The sequence below is a fragment of the Pseudoduganella sp. OTU4001 genome (assembly GCF_038440195.1).
Classification (GTDB): Bacteria; Pseudomonadota; Gammaproteobacteria; order Burkholderiales; family Burkholderiaceae_D; genus Rugamonas.
The window spans coordinates 75,413-94,114 of sequence record NZ_JASATG010000017.1; the positions used below are offsets into that span (position 1 = coordinate 75,413).

Consider the following 18,702-nt stretch of genomic DNA (forward strand, 5'->3'; position numbering starts at 1 on the left):
ACTAATGCAATACCCCTGCAGGAGGCAAGATGGAGACGATTCAGTGCGAAGTAGCGGTGATCGGGGCTGGCACGGCCGGGCTGAGCGCCTACCGCGCGGCGCGCAATGCCGGCAAACACGCGGTGCTGATCGAGGATGGCCCGCACGGCACCACCTGTGCGCGCGTCGGCTGCATGCCGAGCAAGCTGCTGATCGCCGCGGCGGAGGCGGCCCATGCCGTGCGCGAGGCGCCGGGCTTTGGCGTGCTGCCCGGGCCGCTGGAGATCGACGGCAAGGCCGTCATGGCGCGGGTGCGCAGTGAGCGTGACCGTTTTGTCGGCTTCGTGCTGGCCAATGTGGCCGCCATGCCGGCCGAAGACAAGCTGCACGGCCGCGCGCGTTTCACCGCGCCGAACCGCCTGCAGATCGGCGCCAACCTGGAAGTGGCGGCGCAGGCTGTAGTGGTCGCCACCGGTTCCAGTCCGGACATCCCGGCAGAATGGGCGGCGGCCGGCCCGCGTGTGATCAACAGCGACGCGGTGTTCGAATGGACCGATCTGCCGCGTTCCGTGGCGGTGATCGGCGCCGGGGTGATCGGGCTGGAGCTGGGCCAGGCCCTGCACCGCCTTGGTGTGCGGGTAGCGCTCATTGCGCGCGGCAGCAGCGTGGCGCAGCTCAAGGACCCGCATGTGCTGGCCGCCGCCGCGCAAGCGCTGGGCGAGGAAATGGATATCCGCTTCCGCACCGAGGTGGCGGGCATGGCGCGCGCCGGCGAGGGCGTGCAGCTGCGCACGCGCAGTGCCGATGGCGACGAGCGCGTCGAGCAGTTCGACTACGTGCTGGTGGCCACCGGCCGCACGCCCAATGTGCACGGCTTGGGGCTGGATAAGACCGGGCTGGCGCTGGACAAGCACGGCGTGCCCAGGTTCGACCGCCACACCATGCAGTGCGGCGACAGCTGCATCTTCATCGCCGGCGACGCCAGCGCCGAACTCGCGCTGCTGCCGGAAGCGGCCGACCAGGGCAAGATCGCCGGCGCCAACGCCGCCAGCTATCCCGAGGTGAAGCCCGGCCTGCGCCGCACGCCGCTGGCCATCACCTTCAGCGAACCGCAGATCGCCACGGTAGGCCCGGGCTACAAGGAGTTGGCCAATGGCCGCGAACACTTCGCCATCGGCGCGGTCAGTTTTGAGGACCAGGGACGCAGCCGCGTCATGCGCCAGAACAAGGGCATGCTGCGGGTGTATGCGGCATATGGGAGCGGACGCTTTTTGGGCGCCGAGATGGTGGGGCCGCGTGCGGAGCATATCGGCCACCTGCTGGCCTGGGCGCACCAGGCCGGGATGACGGTGGCGCAGATGCTGGACATGCCGTTCTACCACCCGGTGGTGGAGGAAGGCTTGCGCACCGCCCTGCGCGAGCTGGCGGTGGAGCTGCAAAAGCCGCCGCCACCGCCGAAACCTGTGCCGGACTGCACGCCCGGCTGCTGAATCAGTTCAGGGACGCGTCCAGGCGGCCCTGGCTGGCCAGTTCGCGCACCACGCGGATGGTGTCGATGTCCGATTCCTTGTAAGCGGAACGGCGGAAATCGTCGTACATCTCGTTGGCGGCATCGGTCGCCGCGTCATGGCCGTCGTCGTACTGGAAGCGCACGTACAGGCGGTCCGGCTGCGGGATTTCGATCGTCATGGTCAGGCTGGAAGGGCTGATGTCCTTCTGCGCCGGCACGTTGTAGCGCACGATGTAAGGTTCGTGCAGCTCCACCACGTCTTCGATCACCACATTGCCATAACGCAGGCGGCGCGCAAAACCATCCTCGGTGCGGGCGCTGATATCCGCCTCGTCCAGGTGCGGCACGAACAGCTTGGGCGACTCCGCGCGCAGCACCAGGCCGCGCCATAACTGCAGGTGGCTGATGGTGTCCGCCAGCGGGTTGAGGAGGTCGTTCACTTCTATCAAATGTTCAAATTTCATAACACTTCTGCCTACTTTTTTCGGGGTTTGATACCACTATATTCTGTACAATGCCGGCATGTCCAATGCACCCCAGTTCGGCCTGAACGGCCCCCAGAGCGAAGCCGTGCTCTATCTCGACGGCCCTGCCCTTGTACTGGCGGGGGCCGGCTCGGGCAAGACGCGCGTCATTACGCAAAAAATCACCCATATGATCGAGGATCGCGGCTATGACCCGCGCACGATCGCCGCGCTCACCTTTACCAACAAGGCTGCGCTGGAAATGCAGGAACGCGTCGGCAAAATGCTCAAGCAGCCGCGCCAGGCCAAGCAGCTGACCGTTTGCACCTTCCACTCCCTCGGCGTGCGCATCCTGCGCCAGGAATGCAACCATCTGGGGCTGAAAGACCGTTTTTCAATCATGGACAGCGACGATTGCTATTCGCTGGTCCAGGACCTGGCCATTACCACCGACAAGAACCTGATCCGCAGCATCCAGAACGACATCTCGCTGTGGAAAAACGGGCTGGTGACGCCTGAGGAAGCGCTGAAACGCGCGCAGACCGAGGATGAGGCGCAATCGGCGCGCATTTTCGGCAGCTACGTTGCGACCCTGGCGGCCTACCAGGCGGTCGACTTCGATGACCTGATCCGCCTGCCGGTGGAATTGTTCCGCAACCATGGCGATGTGCGGGACAAGTGGCAGCGCCGCCTGCGCTACCTGATGATCGACGAGTACCAGGACACCAACACCTGCCAGTACGAACTGGTGAAACTGATGGTGACCGGCATTGGCAAGAAGCCAATGTTTACCGCCGTCGGCGACGACGACCAGGCGATCTACGGCTGGCGTGGCGCGACCATGGAAAACCTGGCGCTGCTGCAGGTCGACTTCCCCGACCTGAAGCTGATCAAGCTGGAACAGAACTACCGCTCCACCAGCCGCATCCTGCAGGCGGCCAATGCGGTGATCCAGAACAACCCCAAGCTGTTCGAGAAATCGCTGTGGTCCGAACTGGGTATCGGTGAGCCGATCAAGGTGCACTCGATGCCGAACGAGGAGCAGGAAGCCGAGCAGGTGGCGATCATGATTTCGGCTGACCACTTCGAGCGCAAGAACAAGTGGGCCGACTACGCCATCCTGTATCGCGGCAACCACCAGGCGCGCGTGATTGAGCAGGCCTTGCGCACGCAGCGCATCCCGTACACGATTTCCGGCGGCCAGAGTTTCTTCGACAAGGCGGAGATCAAGGACATCATGGCGTACCTGCGCCTGATGGCGAATCCGGACGACGACCCTGCCTTCATCCGCGCCGCCACCACGCCGCGCCGGGGCATCGGCCAGTCCACGCTGGAAGCGCTGGGCTCCTTCTCCGGCAAGTGGCAATGCTCGCTGTTCGAGGCCGTGTTCAAGGGCGGTATCGAAGCGGTGCTGAACGACCGCCAGCTCAAGCCGCTGCAGGACTTCTGCAACTTCATCCTGGAGCTGGAATCGCGCGCCACACGCCCGGGCCCCTCGGGCAGCGGCGACAATGCAGCGCAGGTGCTGGACGACCTGATGGAAGGCATGCATTACGAGCACTACCTGTACGACGCCTTCGAAGAACGCGCCGCGCAAAGCAAGTGGCAGAACGTGATGGACTTCGTCAACTGGCTGAAGGACCGTGGCCGCGGCGGCAAGGACCGCGACGGCGAAGAGAAGAACGTGCTGGAGCTGACGCAGATGGTGGCCCTGATGTCCATGCTGGACGGGAAGGACGAAGAGCCCGATGCGATCCGCATGTCGACCCTGCACGCCTCGAAAGGCCTGGAATACCCGCACGTGTTCCTGGTCGGCGTGGAGGAAGGCATCCTGCCGCACAAGGGCGACCCGGATACGCCGATCGAGCTGGTGGCCCAGCGCATCGAAGAAGAACGGCGCCTGATGTACGTCGGGATCACGCGCGCGCAGCGCACCTTGCAGCTCACCTGGTGCAAGAAGCGCAAGCGCGGCGGCGAACATGTGCAGTGCGATGTGTCGCGCTTCATCGCCGAGATGGCGCTGGACGTGGGCGATGCGCCGCCGAAGGAAACCGAAATCATCTCGCCGCGCGAACGCCTGGCGCGCATGAAGGAATTGCTGTCGGCCCCGCGCGACATTAACGCCACGTAATTGGTGCTAGGATGGGAACTCTTCCTTTTGACAGGAGGCTCCCATGTTTGTACGCAATTGCCTGCTCATCGCCCTGATGAGCGTAGCGCCGATAGTGTCTGCAGCGGATGTGGTGACCAAACCTGAAGCCGAGGCCATGGTGAAGAAGGCATTGGGCTATATGAAGACCAATGGCCGTGAGAAGACCTTCGCCGAAATCGACAAGAAAGATGGCCAGTTCGTCGACCGTGACTTGTACCTGGTGGTGTACGGCACCGACGGCGTGGTGCGTGCCCACGGCGGCAATGCCAAGATGATCGGCAAGAACTTGATGGAGCTGAAAGACGTCGACGGCAAAGCCTTCGTCAAGGAGCGCGTCGAGATGGCGAAGAAGAAAGTCCCGTTCTGGCAGGACTACAAGTTCAATAACCCCACCACCAACAAGATCGAACCCAAAACCATGTACTGCGTGCCGGAGGAAGACCTGATCGTTTGCGGCGGGGTCTATCTGAAGTAAGGCTGAGGTGCATCAAACTAAGGTGCGGCCGGCGCGGGCCGGCCGGGCAGGCGCACGTCCACGCCGACACCATCGGCCAGGTCAAGGCTGAACTGGAAGCGCTCGACGATCGGGCGAAATCGTCACGCCTCGAAGACAAGGTTGACGATGGCTTTGCCCGGCTGGACGCCAAAATCGATACCGGCCTTGCCGGATTGAACACCAAGATCGACCGAACCAAAGCCGATCTCGAAGCAAAAATTGACCAAGCCCGGGCGGAGATGTACAAAATCAAGTGGGAAATTATTCGCTGGACAATCGGCATCGTCGTCGCCATTTGCTCCCTGCAAGGCTTCATCATCGTCAACGTCCTGCGCTAGCCGTTAAAATGCCTGCTTTTCCCCAAGCAGGAGCAGGCCGTGGACAGCGAAGATCGTTTTGTCAACATTGAATTAAAACTGGTACACCAGGAAGACCTGGTTGAATCGCTGAACCAGCGCGTCTACGAGCAGCAAAAGCAGATCGACATGCTGGAAGACCTGGTGCGTGCGCTCGCCGAGCGTGTCCGCACGTCCACACTCGCCAACCAGACCCCGCTCAACGAGCGCCCGCCGCACTACTAATCCAGTGACATGGCCCGGCAGGGTTGCTATCATCGGTCGCTTCGAAACATTACAACAGGAGAGAGAATGTTCCGTCCGAAACTGCTGGTGATCGCTGCCAGCCTGGCTGTTGCCGGTATTGCAAACGCCGCCCTGCCGGCGTCCAACCCCTTCGCTGAAGTATCCAAGCTGCCGCTGAACTACCCGGCCTTCGACAAGTTCACCAACGAGAGCTACGGTCCTGCCTACGAAGAAGGCATGAAGGAGCAGTCCGCCGAAATCGCGAAGATCGCCAACAACAAGGCTGCCCCGACTTTCGAAAACACCATCGTGGCGATGGAGCGCTCCGGCCGCCTGCTGGACCGCGTCGGCTCCGTGTTCGGCAACCTGTCCGGCGCCAACACCAACGACGCATTCGAAGCCCTGAACCGCGAACTGGCGCCGAAGTTGTCCGCGCACAGCGACGCGATCCGCCTGAATGAAAAGTTGTACGCCCGCATCAAGACCCTGTACGACAAGCGCGACAAGCTGAAGCTGGATGCCGAATCCCGGCACCTGCTGGAGCGCTACCATACCGATTTCGTCCGCGCCGGCGCCAAGCTGTCCGCCGCCGACAAGGAAAAACTGAAGTCCTACAACTCGCAGCTGGCCGCCCTGTCCACCACCTTCAGCCAAAACGTGCTGAAGGAAGCCAATGCCTCCGCCCTGGTGGTCGACACCCGCGAAGAACTGGCCGGCATGTCCGACAAGGCCATCGATGCCGCCGCTGCAGCCGCCAAGGCCAAAGGCAAGGACGGCAAGTTCCTGATCGCCATCGCCAACACCACCGGCCAGGCGCCGCTGGAAGTGCTGACCAACCGCACTACCCGCGAACGCCTGCTGGCCACCTCGCTGGCGCGCGGCAGCCGTGGCGGTGAATTCGACAACCGCGAAGTGGTGATGAAGATCGCCAAGCTGCGCGCCGAACGCGCTGCCTTGCTGGGCTATTCCTCGCACGCCGCCTACCAGCTGGAAGACCAGACCGCGCACAACACCGACGCCGTGAACAAGCTGCTGGCCGAACTGACCAAGCCTGCCGTGAACAACGCGCGCAAGGAGTCGGCCGACATCCAGGCTGTGATCGATGCGGAAAAGGGCGGCTTCGCCAACGCGGCGCAGGACTGGGCTTACTACACCGACAAGGTGCGCCAGGCCAAGTATGCCTTCGACCAGAACCAGCTGAAGCCATACTTCGAGCTGGATAATGTGCTGAACAACGGCGTGTTCTTCGCCGCCACCAAGGTGTTCGGCATCACCTTCAAGGAACGCAAGGACCTGCCGGTCTACCATCCTGACGTGCGCGTGTGGGACGTGTTCGATGCGGACGGCAAGCAGCTGGCCATCTTCCTGGGCGACTTCTACGCGCGCAGCAACAAGCGCGGCGGCGCATGGATGAATGCCTACGTGTCGCAGTCCAAGCTGATGGGCACCAAGCCGGTGGTGGCCAACCACCTGAACATCCCCAAGCCGACCGCCGGCGAGCCAACCCTGCTGACCTACGACGAGGCGCGCACCCTGTTCCATGAATTCGGCCACGCCCTGCATGGCATGTTCTCGGACGTGAAGTACCCGCGCTTTGCCGGCACCCGCGTGCCGCGCGACTTCGTGGAATTCCCATCGCAGGTCAATGAGATGTGGATGACCTGGCCGGAAATCCTGAACAACTACGCCAAGCATTACCAGACCGGCGCGCCGATGCCGAAGGAACTGCTGGACAAGGTACAGGCTTCCGCCAAGTTCAATGAAGGCTTCCGCACCACCGAGTACCTGGCCGCCTCGATCCTGGACCAGCGCTGGCACCAGCTGGGCGCGGACAAGATCCCGACCGACGTGCTGGGCTTCGAGTCGTCGGTGCTGAAGGACGCCGGCATCGACTTCGGTCCGGTGCCGCCGCGCTACCGCACCACCTACTTCTCGCACGTGTTCGCGGGCGGCTACTCGGCGGGCTACTACGGCTACCTGTGGTCGGAGAAGCTGGATGCCGACACCGTGGAATGGTTCACCGAAAACGGCGGCATGTCGCGCAAGAACGGCGACCACTTCCGCAAAGCCCTGCTGTCCAAGGGCGGCACCATGGATGCGATGCAGATGTACCGCGCCTTCCGTGGCCGCGATGCCAAGATCGATCCGCTGCTGGAACGCCGCGGCCTGAAGTAATCGCTTGACCCGTCCATGGTAGTCAGCTTTATTCTCGCTGCCATGGACGATCAAGCCTTCGTAAGCAGCCTCGAAAACTGCACGCTCCCAGCGGAGCAATTCAATCACGCCGGCCATGTGCGGCTGGCGTGCCTCTACCTCGCGCAGCACCCGCTGGACGAGGCTATCGCGCGTACTTGCGCCACCATCCGCGCCTACGCCACGCATCTCGGCGCTGCCGACAAATTCCACGCTACAGTAACGATTGCCCTGCTGCGCCTGCTGCATGCGCAAGGCCCGGCAGCACTGGCCGACGCACGCGCCGTGCTGGCGCTGCATTACAGTCCCGCGTTGCTGGCCAGCCCGCCCGCCCGCGCGGGTTTCGTGGCACCCGACCTGGCGCCGCTGCCATGACTTCACCCACGCTCACCATCGGCCAGCTGGCGCGCCATTGCGGCATCTCGCGCAGCACGCTGCTCTACTATGAAGCACAAGGCCTGCTGGCGCCTGGCCGCAGCGTCGCCGGCTACCGCCGCTACGGTGAAGCCGACGTCGCCCGCGCCGAGCAAATCCGCGCCTGGCGGGCGACGGGGATGAGCGTTGAAGCTATCGCTGCACTGCTGCGCGACGGCGGCCAGCCAGGGCCGATCGAGCGCCGCCTGCAGGAGATCGCCGCCGACATGGCGCGCTTGCGCGAACAACAGGAAGTCCTGCTGCGCGTCCTCGCCAGCGGGCCAGCCGCAGGCATCGACAAGGCCGGCTGGACCGCCATGCTGCGCGCGGTGGGCCTCGATGACGACGCCATGGCCCGCTGGCACGCGCTGTTCGAGCAGCAAGCCCCCGACGCGCACGAAACTTTCCTGAGCTCCCTCGGGCTGGCCGCGCCTGAAATTGAGCACATCCGTGACTGGTCCCGCCGGATGGGTGTATAAAGGGGTATAGCCACTTCAACGGGGAAGGTAACCATGGACACCAAGCTGAAGGAGACTCTGCGCCAACTGCACGCCTCGCTGGCCCACCACGGCCCGGTCGATGAGGAGCTGCAAGAGCTTCTGCGCCAGCTCGATAGCGACATCAAGAATATCCTCGAGCAGCCGCCCGAGCCGGAAGGCGGCACCAGTACCTACGGCCTGGCCGAACGCACGCAGGAGATCACCGCGCAATTTGCTGCCAAACACCCGGCATTGGAGCCTACTTTGCGTGAACTGACGCGTATCCTGGGAAATATGGGGATATAAAAAAGGCGGGCCGCAGCCCGCCTTCGGTGTTGAACCCGGGGTTATACCGGCTGTCCGGCCGGCCCCCGGGAGGCTAGCCTTATGGGAAGGCCAGCATGGGCGGTTCTTCACCGCCAAAGTTGAAGTCAGGATGACGTTTGGCGATCATTTCCTCGATCTCCTTCATGCGCCGCACTGGCACGTCTACCATCATCAAAACCTGACCTTGTTCAATACGCTCTGAATACTGCTCCAGCTTCTTGTTGGGGATCGCCGCCGCATTCATGCCGCTGGCCCAGCCGCCGAACAGTGCGCCGCCCAGCGTGACCAGCAGGATGGTCATGGTGCGCAGGGTCAGCCCGTCGGGTGGGAACAGCACCAGGAAGATGCCGGCACACAGCCCCACAATCCCGCCAATGGCGATCCCCAGCTTGGCGCCGTGGATCAAGTCCGTTTTCAGCAGGAAATTGCAATCTGGCATGTCATCGGGCAGGGTGCCCTCTTTTGCCATGAAGTGGATATGCCGTTCTTCGATGCGTGCCAGCAGCAGTTCATCAAGCTCTGCGCGGGCGGCCTTAACATTGGGAAGCATGTAGTACAGTCTGCGTCGCATGATTTACGCTCCATGGAAGACGTTGTATACCCGTTATAGCAAAAATGTCACGATGTTCAATAAGTATTTGCCTCGGACAGCTTGCTGGAACGTCACAAGTTACTGAAACTTAAAGGTTTTTTGTGTGGCTGAGCAGGCGGAAGACGGTGATTTCCGGTACAATGCCGGGATGAATTCCCCAACCAATCTTTTTGCGACCGTCGCGAAGCGGTCTGCCCGCGCTCCCGCTGCGCCTTTCCTGCCCATGTCCCGCGCCGAAATGGACGCCCTGGGCTGGGACCAGTGCGACGTCATCCTGGTGACCGGCGATGCCTATATCGACCATCCCAGCTTCGGCATGGCCCTGGTTGGCCGCCTGCTGGAAGCGCAAGGCTTCCGCGTCGGCATCATTGCCCAGCCTGACTGGCAATCGCCGGACGCGTTCCGCGTGCTGGGCAAACCGCGCCTGTATTTCGGCATCACCGCCGGCAATATGGACTCGATGGTCAACCGCTACACCGCCGACCGCAAGATCCGCTCCGACGACGCCTACACGCCAAACGGCGAGCCGAACAAGCGCCCGGACCGCGCCGTGACCGTGTACGCCCAGCGTTCGCGCGAAGCCTACCCCGGCACCCCGATCATCATCGGCTCGATCGAAGCCTCGCTGCGCCGTATCGCCCACTTCGACTACTGGTCGGACAAGGTGCGCAAATCGGTGCTGACCGAATCCAAGGCCGACCTGCTGCTGTTCGGTAACGCCGAGCGCGCCCTGGTCGACCTGACCAAGCGCCTGGATGCCGGCGAAAAGGTCAAGGACATCAAGGACCTGCGCGGCACCGCCTTCCTGGTGCCGCAAGGCTGGCTGCCGGGTGCCGACTGGGCTGTGCACAATTCGACCCGCGTCGACATCCCGGGCAAGATCGACCCGCACGTCGATCCTTACGCCATGGCGAAGGAAGACAAGAAGGAATGCGCGACCGAAAACGCCGCGCCGGAACCGACCGTCAAGCCGATCGTCATCATGACGCGCGAAGAGCGCCTGGCTGCCGCCAAGGAACAGCACAACAAGACCGTGGTGCGCTTGCCATCGTACGACGTGGTGAAGGACGACCCGGTGATGTACGCCCACGCTTCGCGCGTGTTCCATCTGGAATCCAACCCGGGCAATGCGCGCGCGCTGGTGCAGCAGCATGGCGACCGCGACGTGTGGCTGAACCCGCCACCGCTGCCGTTGGCCATGGATGAAATGGACGGCGTCTACGACCTGGAATACGCACGCGCCCCGCACCCAAGCTACGGCAACGCCAATATCCCGGCCTGGGAAATGATCCGCTTCTCGGTCAACATCATGCGCGGCTGCTTTGGCGGCTGCACCTTCTGCTCGATCACTGAGCACGAAGGCCGCATCATCCAGAGCCGCTCCGAGCCGTCCATCCTGCGCGAGATCGAGCATATCCGCGACAAGACCAAGGGCTTTACCGGCATCATTTCCGACCTGGGCGGCCCGACCGCGAATATGTATCGCCTGGCCTGCAAGGAAAAGTCGATCGAGGAAACCTGCCGCCGCCTGTCGTGCGTGTATCCATCGATCTGCGTCAACCTGGGCACCGACCATAGCAAGCTGACCCAGTTGTACCGCAAGGCGCGCGCCCTGCCGGGCGTGAAGAAGATCCTGATCCAGTCCGGCCTGCGCTACGACCTGGCCGTGCGCTCGCCGGAATACGTGAAAGAACTGGTGACCCACCACGTGGGCGGCCTGCTGAAGATCGCGCCTGAGCACACCGAAACCAATGTGCTGAGCAAGATGATGAAGCCGGGCATCGGCGCCTACGACGAGTTCAAGGCCATGTTCGAGAAGTACTCGATCGAGGCCGGCAAGAAGCAGTACCTGATCCCTTACTTCATCGCCGCCCACCCGGGCACGACCGACGAGGACATGCTGAACCTGGCGCTGTGGCTGAAGAAAAACAACTTCCGCCTGGACCAGGTGCAGACGTTCATGCCGACCCCGATGGCGATGGCATCGGCCATGTACCACTCGCGCAAGAACCCGCTGAAGAAAGTCACCGAGGATTCGGAAACGGTGGAAACCCCGCGCACCTTCAAGCAGCGCAAGGCGCATAAGGCCTTCCTGCGCTACTACGATCCGAAGAACTGGCCGATCCTGCGTGAAACCCTGCGCGCCATGGGGCGTGGCGACCTGATCGGCGATGGTGAACGCCACCTGATCCCGAACTACCGCGAAGGCGAGGAATTCTTCAAGACCTCGCAAGGCAAGCGCGCCATGCCGCACCTGGCGCCAGGCGCGGAAAAGCGCGGCGGCAAAGTGCTGCCGGCAGCTGCCGCCCGCGGCGGCAAGCCTAATGCGCTGACCGGTTCCCTGACCGCACGCGCCACGGTCGAGACCAAGGCCCGTCCATCGATCCTCGACACCATCAAGGTCAAGCCCAAGGCTGCGCCGGCCAAGACCGGCGGCCGTCCGGGCCGTAAGTAATAAACAAGTAGTAAGAAAGGGGGCATTTGCCCCCTTATTCATTCCTATGGGTGGCGCGCCCTGCGGCTACACTAGCCGTATCCTGCGCTAACTCCCATTTGGAACAAGTCATATGAAGAAGTCCCTGTTGCTGGTCCCGATCCTGGCCGTGCTGGCTGCCTGCGGCGGCGGTGGCGGCGGCGATGCCACGCCCTCCACGCCGGCCACGCCGACCCTGCAATCGATCACGGTGACCCCGGCCAACCAGACCGTTGCCCTGGGCGGCACCCTGCAGATGGCCGCCACCGGCAAATATTCGGACGGCAAGAGTACCGCCATCACCACCGGCATTACCTGGTCCATCAAGGGCAGCAACGCCACCATCGGCACCAGCGGCCTGGTGACCGCCAAGGCGATCGGCACCGACACCGTGACCGCCACCGTCGGCTCGGTCAGCGGCAGCACCGGCATCACCATCAGCCAGCCCTGGGCCGAAGTTTTCGCCGGCGGCAACCATGCCGTCCTGCTGAAAAAGGAAGGCAGCCTGTGGGCGGCCGGTTCCAATGGCTGGGGCCAACTGGGCGATGGCACCACCACCGACCGCAACAAGCTGGTGGCCGTGAACGGCAATGTGCTGACCTGGAAACAGGTGGCCGTGGGCGAATTCCACACTGTAGCCATCCGTACCGACGGCACCCTGTGGGCCTGGGGTTTCAACCAGAACGGCCAGCTGGGCACCGGCACCGTATTCGACCGTTCCGCACCGGTACAGGTTGGCACCGCCAAGGACTGGACCTGGGTTGCAGCAGGCAAGGCGCACTCGCTGGCCGTCAACAAGGCTGGCCAGCTGTGGGCCTGGGGCCGCAACTTCCACGGCCAGCTGGGCGACGGCAGCAAGATCGACAAGCTGGTGCCGACCCGCGTCGGCACCGCCATCACCTGGAAGTCGGTAGCGGCCGGCGCCACCCACACCATGGGCCTGCAAACCGATGGCACCCTGTGGACCTGGGGCGCCAACGACAGTGGCCAGCTGGGCAACAGCACCACCACCGAAGCCACTGCGCCGGCCCAGATCGGCACGGCGACTTGGGTCGCGGTAGCGGCCGGCGGTAGCCACAGCATGGCGGTGCGGGCCGATGGCGCCTTGTTCGCCTGGGGCGGCAACGCTTCCGGCCAGCTGGGCGATGGCACCGCGATGGATGCGCTCGATCCGCTGCGGGTTGGCACCGAGTCCAACTGGGCCAACATCGCGGCTGGCGACGCTTTCTCGCTGGCCGTGAAATCCAACGGCTCGCTGTGGGCCTGGGGCGCCAATGGCGCCGGCCAGCTGGGCCTGGGCTCTACGCTTGACAAGAATGCACCAACCCAGGTCGGCACAGCCATGACCTGGCGCGCGGTAGCAGCAGGCCTGCGCCATGCCTACGGCATCCAGACCGATAGCAGCGTCTGGGCCTGGGGCCGCAATGCGGAAGGCCAGCTGGCCACGGGCGCCAACAGCGATGTGCTATCGCCCTCCGCACTTCCATAGTTTAGTGCAGCAGGAATGCGACACTCGGCGCGCCGGGCGCGCCGAAGCGGATACAATCGGCTTGTAGACCTTGCCAACTTTGTTTCCGGATAAAACGTGCCCCACTTCCTGGCCGGCCTGTGTGCACTCTTGATACTGTTTGTCCATGCGCCCCTGGCGCAGGCACAGGAACGCGTCACCCTCCAGCTTAAACACAGCCACCAGTTCCAGTTTGCCGGCTACTACGCCGCGCTGGAAAAAGGCTATTACCGCGATGCCGGCCTCGATGTCCAACTGCTGGAAGGCAGCGACGGCAACGAGCCCGAACGCGCCGTGCTCGATGGCCGCGCCAACTACGGCGTAGGCAGCAGCAGCCTGCTGCTGGCCCGCATGTCCGGCAAGCCGCTGGTGGTGCTGGCGGTGGTGTTCCAGCATTCCCCGTATGCCCTGGCGATGCGCCAGACCGGCCCGGCGCCGGACATCCGCAGCATTGCCGGCAAGCGCGTGATGATCGGCTCCCTGACCGATGAACTGACCCAGGCCGACGAAGTCATGGCCTACCTGCGCAAGGAAGGCATCTCCACCAACCAGCTGGTGCGGGTGGAGCACAGCTTCAATCCGGACGACCTGGTCAAGGGCAAGGTCGACGCCATGTCGATCTTTGTCAGCAACGAGCCGGATTACCTGGACCGCCTCGGCTTCCCCTACGATATCTACAGCCCGCGTGCCGCCGGCATCGACTTTTACGGTGACAACCTGTTCACCAGCGAAGCGGAAATCAAGAACCACCCCGAGCGCGTGCGCGCCTTCCGCGCTGCCAGCATGCGCGGCTGGCAGTACGCCATGAGCCACCAGGAAGAAATCGTCGACCTGATCCTCAACAAATACACCCGCCAGCACGACCGCATGCACCTGCTGTACGAAGCGCGCCAGATGGTGCCGCTGGTGCAGCCGGTGCTGGTGGAAATCGGCTACATGAACCCGGACCGCTGGCAGCACATCGCCGACATCTACACCGAACTGGGCATGATGCAGAAGGGCGCCACCTGGAATGGCTTCCTGTACAACGCCGATCCCGGTTCCGACCTGACCTGGCTGTACCGCGTGCTGGGCGTGGCGGCCGGCTTGCTGGTGCTGGGCGCCGTGATCCACTTCTCCCTGCTGACGCGCGAACGCACGCGCGCCGAGGAAACCATCCGCAAGGGCGAGCAGCGCTTCCGCACCATGTTCGAGGCGGCGCCGATGGGCATTGCCCTGATCGACTCGGGCAACGGCCAGTTCCGCGACGTCAATCCGCGCTTCGCCGAGATTGCCGGCCGCTCGGCGCAGGAAATGCGCGCCAGCCGCTGGCTGGAAATCTGCCATCCGGACGACATGGCGCCGGAGCAGGAAAAAATGGGCCAGCTGGCGGCGCAGCAGATCTCCGGCTTCAAGATGGAGACGCGCCTGGTGCGTCCGGACGGCCGCATCGTGTGGGTGGAAGCGTCGATCAACGCGGTGGAGACCGAGAGCCAGCCGCACCACCTGTGCATGATCGAAGACATCACCGAGAAGAAGGAAACCGAGGCGCTGATCTGGCAGCAGGCCAACTTCGACACCCTGACCCAGCTGCCGAACCGCCGCATGTTCCTGGACCGGCTGCAGCACGATATCCTGAAGTCGCGCCGCGACGGTACCCGCATCGCGATCCTGTTCATCGACCTTGACCATTTCAAGGAAGTCAACGACACCCTGGGCCACCACCAGGGCGACGTGCTGCTGGTGGAAGCGGCGCGCCGCATCGGCGCCTGCGTGCGCCAGTCCGACACCGTGTCGCGCCTGGGCGGCGACGAATTCACCGTGATCCTGCCCGAGCTGGCCGAGGTGGACCGGGTGGAAGGCATCGCCCAGCACATCATCGACAGCCTGCGCATGCCGTTCCAGCTGGGGCAGGAGCAGGCGTTTGTGTCGGCCTCGATCGGCATCACCATCTACCCGGACGATGCCGGCAATATGGACGACCTGCTGAAGCACGCCGACCAGGCCATGTATGCCGCCAAGGGCGCCGGCCGCAACCGCTTCAGCTACTTCACGCCGGCGCTGCAGGTGGCCGCGCTGAACCGCATGCGCCTGACCAATGACCTGCGCGGCGCGCTGAAGGGCAACCAGCTCAAACTGTACTTCCAGCCGATCGTGCATCTGCCGAGCGGCAAGGTGCACAAGGCCGAAGCCCTGATCCGCTGGGAGCATCCGCAGCGCGGCATGGTCAGCCCGCTGGAGTTCATTCCGCTGGCCGAAGCGAGCGGACTGATCGTCGATATCGGCGAATGGGTGTTCCGCGAATCGGCGCAATGGGTCAAGCGCTGGCGGCAGGAAGTGCACCCCGCCTTCCAGGTCAGCCTGAACCAGTCGCCGCTGGAATTCCAGCGCGAGCGCGGCAGCTATGCCGACTGGCTGGCCTACCTGCAGCAGCTGGGCGTGCCGGGCGAAAGCATCGTGGTGGAAATCACCGAAGGCCTGCTGCTGGACGCGAACGCCAATGTGACCGACAAGCTGCTGCAGCTGCGCGACGCCGGCATCCAGGTCGCACTGGACGATTTCGGCACCGGCTACTCCTCGCTGTCGTATTTGAAGAAATTCGACATCGACTACCTGAAGATCGACCGCAGCTTCACCCGCAACCTGGCGCCCGATTCGAGCGACATGGCGCTATCGGACGCCATCATCGTGATGGCGCACAAGCTGGGCCTGAGCGTGATCGCCGAAGGTGTCGAAACCACCGAACAGCGCGACCTGCTGGCCGGCGCCGGCTGCGACTACGGCCAAGGCTACCTGTTCGCCCGCCCGCTCCCCGCCGCCGATTTCGACACCATGCTGCGCCAGCAAACCGCAATCGTCAGCGCCGCTTGAAAACTTGACCTGGCTCAAGGATTTTTCGGCGCTGCGCGCGCATGATGCGCGATATGAATCTTGCAAACTCCCTCCTGCACGCGCTGCATCAGCATGGCGCGCGTGAAGTCTTTGGCATTCCTGGAGACTTTGTCCTCGCCTTCTTCGAACAGATCGAGCGATCCGGCATCCTGCCCCTTTTCACGCTGAGCCACGAGCCGGGCGTGGGCTTTGCGGCCGATGGCGCGGCGCGCTACCACGGGCGCCTGGGCGTGGCGGCGGTGACCTATGGCGCGGGGGCGCTGAATATGGTCAATGCCGTCGCCGGCGCCTACGCGGAAAAGGTGCCGATGGTGGTGATTTCAGGCGCGCCCGGCACCAATGAGCGCCGCAACGGCTTCCTGCTGCACCACCAGGTCAAGCACCTGGATTCGCAAATGGCGATCTTCCGCGAAATCACTTGCGACCAGTGCGTGCTGGATGATCCGCAGCGCGCACCGGCCGATATCGCACGCGTGCTGCGCAGCGCCATCACGCATTCGCGCCCGGTCTATATCGAGCTGCCGCGCGATCTGGTGCAGGCGCCGTGCGCGCCGGTCGAAGCGCTGCCCTCACCCAGCCACGATGCCGATGCGCTGGCCGCTTGCGTGGAGGAAGTGCTTGGCCGCCTGGAACGCGCGCAGCGCCCGGTGCTGATGGTGGATATCGAAATCCGCCGCTTCGGCCTGGAGAGCAAGGTGGCGCAACTGGCAGCCAAACTGCAGGTGCCGGTGGTAACCTGCTTCATGGGACGCGGCCTACTGGCCAGCGAGCCGGAAGCACCGCTGTTTGGCACCTACCTCGGCGTGGCCGGTGCGGAAGAAGTAACCGATGCCGTGGAGCGTTCGGACGCCCTGCTGATGCTGGGCGTAATCCTGTCCGACACCAACTTCGGCGTGCAGCGCGAACGCATCGACCTGCGCAAATGCATGCTGGCGCTGGATGGCGACGTCACCCTCGGCTACCACACCTACCACGACATCCCGCTGGAAGCCCTGGTGGATGGCCTGCTGGCCAACGCCAAATTGCTGCGCACTGGTCCGGTCCTGCCGGGCGAGCGCAGCACTTACCCGTGCGACCTGCCGGCCGACAGCACGCCGCTGATGCCAAGCGACGTGGCGCGCGCAGTCAACGACCTGATGCGCAAACACGGCCGCATGCCGATCGCCTCCGACATCGGCGACTGCCTGTTCACCGCGCTCGATATCGAAAACACCGACCTGCTGGCCCCCGGCTACTACGCCACCATGGGCTACGGCGTGCCCGCCGCCTTTGGCCTGCAGGCAGCCGGCGGCGAGCGCCCGCTGGTGCTGGTTGGCGATGGCGCTTTCCAGATGACGGGCTGGGAGCTCGGCAACTGCCAACGCTACGGCCTGGATCCGATCGTCATCATCTTTAACAACTGCAGCTGGGAGATGCTGCGCGCCTTCCAGCCGCAGTCCGGCTTCTGCGACCTGAGCGATTGGCACTTCGCCGACATGGCAAAGGCCCTGGGCGGCGACGGCTACCGGGTCGCCACGCGTGCCGAGCTGGCGGCAGCGCTGGAAAGCGCCATACGGCAACGCGGCCGCTTCCAGCTGGTGGAAGCGATGCTGCCGCGCGGCGGCCAGTCCGATACCCTGGCGCGCTTCGTCAACGGCGTGCGCCGCCTGCAGGGAGCGAAAGCATGATCGAACTCGTTTGCCCCGCCGGCAGCCTGCCAGCGCTGAAAGCCGCCGTCGACAACGGCGCCGACAGCGTCTACCTCGGCTTCCGCGACGCCACCAATGCCCGCAATTTCGCCGGCCTTAATTTCGACGAAGCCGCTATCGCAGAAGGCATCCGCTATGCCCACGTGCGCGGCCGCAAAGTGCTGCTGGCACTGAACACCTACCCGCAGGCAGCCAACTGGCGCTTATGGCGCAGCGCCGTGGACCGCGCCGCCGGCGCCGGCATCGACGCCATCATCCTGGCCGACCCCGGCCTGATGGAATATGCGCGCAACCAGCACCCCGGCCTGCGCCTGCACTTGTCCGTGCAAGGTTCGGCCACCAACTACGAAGCGATCAACTTCTATCACGAACAATTCGGCATCTCGCGCGCCGTGCTGCCGCGCGTGCTGTCGCTGCAGCAGGTTGAGCACCTGCTGCGCCACGTGAAGACCGAGATCGAAGTGTTTGGCTTCGGCAGCCTGTGCGTGATGGTGGAAGGCCGCTGCGCCTTGTCCTCCTACGCCACCGGCGAATCGCCCAACACCGCCGGCGTGTGCTCGCCGGCCAAAGCCGTGCGCTGGCAAGAGACGCCAAAGGGCCTGGAATCGCGCCTGAACGGCGTCCTGATCGACCGCTACCAGCCGGATGAAAACGCCAGCTACCCAACGCTGTGCAAAGGCCGTTTCGAAGTGGAGGGCGAAACCTATTACGCCATCGAAGAACCGGCCAGCCTGAACACCATGGAACTGTTGCCGCAACTGGTGCAGATGGGCGTCAAGGCCATCAAGATCGAGGGCCGCCAGCGCAGCCCCGCCTATGTGGCGCAAGTCACGCAAGCCTGGCGCGCCGCCATTGATGCCTGTGGTGACGGCAAGCGCCGCTTCACCATCAATCCGGGCTGGAGCGCCGCGCTCGACCGCGTCGCGGAAGGCCAGCAGCACACCCTCGGCGCCTATCACCGCAAATGGAAATGAGT

The 18,702-nt window shown here is 63.9% G+C and carries 16 protein-coding genes; 14 read left to right on the plus strand and 2 right to left on the minus strand.

What is annotated here, in order from left to right; genetic code table 11:
- Window positions 1–29 precede the first annotated feature (29 nt).
- Window positions 30–1,469, plus strand: a complete 1,440-nt coding sequence (locus tag AAHE99_RS16525; RefSeq protein ID WP_342118452.1) for a dihydrolipoyl dehydrogenase — start codon at window positions 30–32, stop codon at window positions 1,467–1,469.
- A gap of 1 nt (window position 1,470) precedes the next feature.
- Here the strand turns inward: AAHE99_RS16525 and AAHE99_RS16530 are convergent, their stop codons facing one another.
- Window positions 1,471–1,953 carry an SRPBCC family protein gene (locus AAHE99_RS16530; protein WP_342118453.1) on the minus strand — a complete coding sequence of 161 codons (483 nt, stop codon included), beginning with the start codon at window positions 1,951–1,953 and terminating at the stop codon, window positions 1,471–1,473.
- Between the two features lie 58 nt (window positions 1,954–2,011).
- Here AAHE99_RS16530 and AAHE99_RS16535 point away from each other — a divergent pair, with 58 nt between their 5' ends.
- The 8 genes from AAHE99_RS16535 (at window position 2,012) to AAHE99_RS16570 (ending at window position 8,574) form a co-directional block, all read left to right on the plus strand.
- Window positions 2,012–4,084 (plus strand): UvrD-helicase domain-containing protein, encoded by a 2,073-nt coding sequence (locus AAHE99_RS16535; protein ID WP_342118454.1) that lies wholly within the window; start codon window positions 2,012–2,014, stop codon window positions 4,082–4,084.
- A 43-nt stretch (window positions 4,085–4,127) separates the two neighbouring features.
- Entirely contained in the window at window positions 4,128–4,580 is a 453-nt protein-coding gene (locus AAHE99_RS16540; RefSeq protein WP_342118455.1) for a cache domain-containing protein, read from the plus strand.
- Window positions 4,556–4,939: a hypothetical protein gene (locus AAHE99_RS16545; RefSeq protein ID WP_342118456.1), complete on the plus strand. Its 384-nt coding sequence runs from the start codon at window positions 4,556–4,558 to the stop codon at window positions 4,937–4,939. The genes AAHE99_RS16540 and AAHE99_RS16545 overlap by 25 nt, the downstream gene beginning before the upstream one ends.
- Window positions 4,940–4,978: 39 nt before the next feature.
- Window positions 4,979–5,182 carry a SlyX family protein gene (locus AAHE99_RS16550; protein ID WP_342118457.1) on the plus strand — a complete coding sequence of 68 codons (204 nt, stop codon included), beginning with the start codon at window positions 4,979–4,981 and terminating at the stop codon, window positions 5,180–5,182.
- Between the two features lie 66 nt (window positions 5,183–5,248).
- Window positions 5,249–7,357: a M3 family metallopeptidase gene (locus AAHE99_RS16555; protein ID WP_342118458.1), complete on the plus strand. Its 2,109-nt coding sequence runs from the start codon at window positions 5,249–5,251 to the stop codon at window positions 7,355–7,357.
- A gap of 15 nt (window positions 7,358–7,372) precedes the next feature.
- Window positions 7,373–7,750, plus strand: a complete 378-nt coding sequence (locus AAHE99_RS16560; RefSeq protein WP_342118459.1) for a hypothetical protein — start codon at window positions 7,373–7,375, stop codon at window positions 7,748–7,750.
- Complete coding sequence (locus AAHE99_RS16565; RefSeq protein ID WP_342118460.1) at window positions 7,747–8,268, plus strand: MerR family transcriptional regulator; 522 nt, start codon at window positions 7,747–7,749, stop codon at window positions 8,266–8,268. Before AAHE99_RS16560 ends, AAHE99_RS16565 begins: the two co-directional genes overlap by 4 nt.
- A gap of 33 nt (window positions 8,269–8,301) precedes the next feature.
- Window positions 8,302–8,574, plus strand: a complete 273-nt coding sequence (locus AAHE99_RS16570) for a DUF4404 family protein (RefSeq protein ID WP_342118461.1) — start codon at window positions 8,302–8,304, stop codon at window positions 8,572–8,574.
- A 79-nt stretch (window positions 8,575–8,653) separates the two neighbouring features.
- Here AAHE99_RS16570 and AAHE99_RS16575 read toward each other — a convergent pair whose 3' ends face one another.
- Window positions 8,654–9,166: a DUF1269 domain-containing protein gene (locus tag AAHE99_RS16575; protein WP_342118462.1), complete on the minus strand. Its 513-nt coding sequence runs from the start codon at window positions 9,164–9,166 to the stop codon at window positions 8,654–8,656.
- Between the two features lie 244 nt (window positions 9,167–9,410).
- Between AAHE99_RS16575 and AAHE99_RS16580 the strand changes: the two genes are divergently transcribed.
- From AAHE99_RS16580 to ubiU, 5 genes are all read left to right on the plus strand, one after another.
- On the plus strand, window positions 9,411–11,642 hold the full coding sequence (locus AAHE99_RS16580; protein WP_342118463.1) for a YgiQ family radical SAM protein: 2,232 nt from the start codon (window positions 9,411–9,413) through the stop codon (window positions 11,640–11,642).
- A gap of 112 nt (window positions 11,643–11,754) precedes the next feature.
- A complete protein-coding gene (locus AAHE99_RS16585; protein WP_342118464.1) occupies window positions 11,755–13,149 on the plus strand; it encodes an RCC1 domain-containing protein in 1,395 nt (464 codons plus the stop codon).
- Between the two features lie 96 nt (window positions 13,150–13,245).
- Window positions 13,246–16,017, plus strand: coding sequence for an EAL domain-containing protein (locus tag AAHE99_RS16590; RefSeq protein WP_342118465.1), 2,772 nt, complete (start codon window positions 13,246–13,248; stop codon window positions 16,015–16,017).
- A gap of 53 nt (window positions 16,018–16,070) precedes the next feature.
- Window positions 16,071–17,705, plus strand: a complete 1,635-nt coding sequence (gene ipdC / locus AAHE99_RS16595) for an indolepyruvate/phenylpyruvate decarboxylase (RefSeq protein ID WP_342118466.1) — start codon at window positions 16,071–16,073, stop codon at window positions 17,703–17,705.
- Window positions 17,702–18,700, plus strand: a complete 999-nt coding sequence (gene ubiU / locus AAHE99_RS16600; RefSeq protein WP_342118467.1) for a ubiquinone anaerobic biosynthesis protein UbiU — start codon at window positions 17,702–17,704, stop codon at window positions 18,698–18,700. The genes ipdC and ubiU overlap by 4 nt, the downstream gene beginning before the upstream one ends.
- Window positions 18,701–18,702 lie beyond the last annotated feature (2 nt).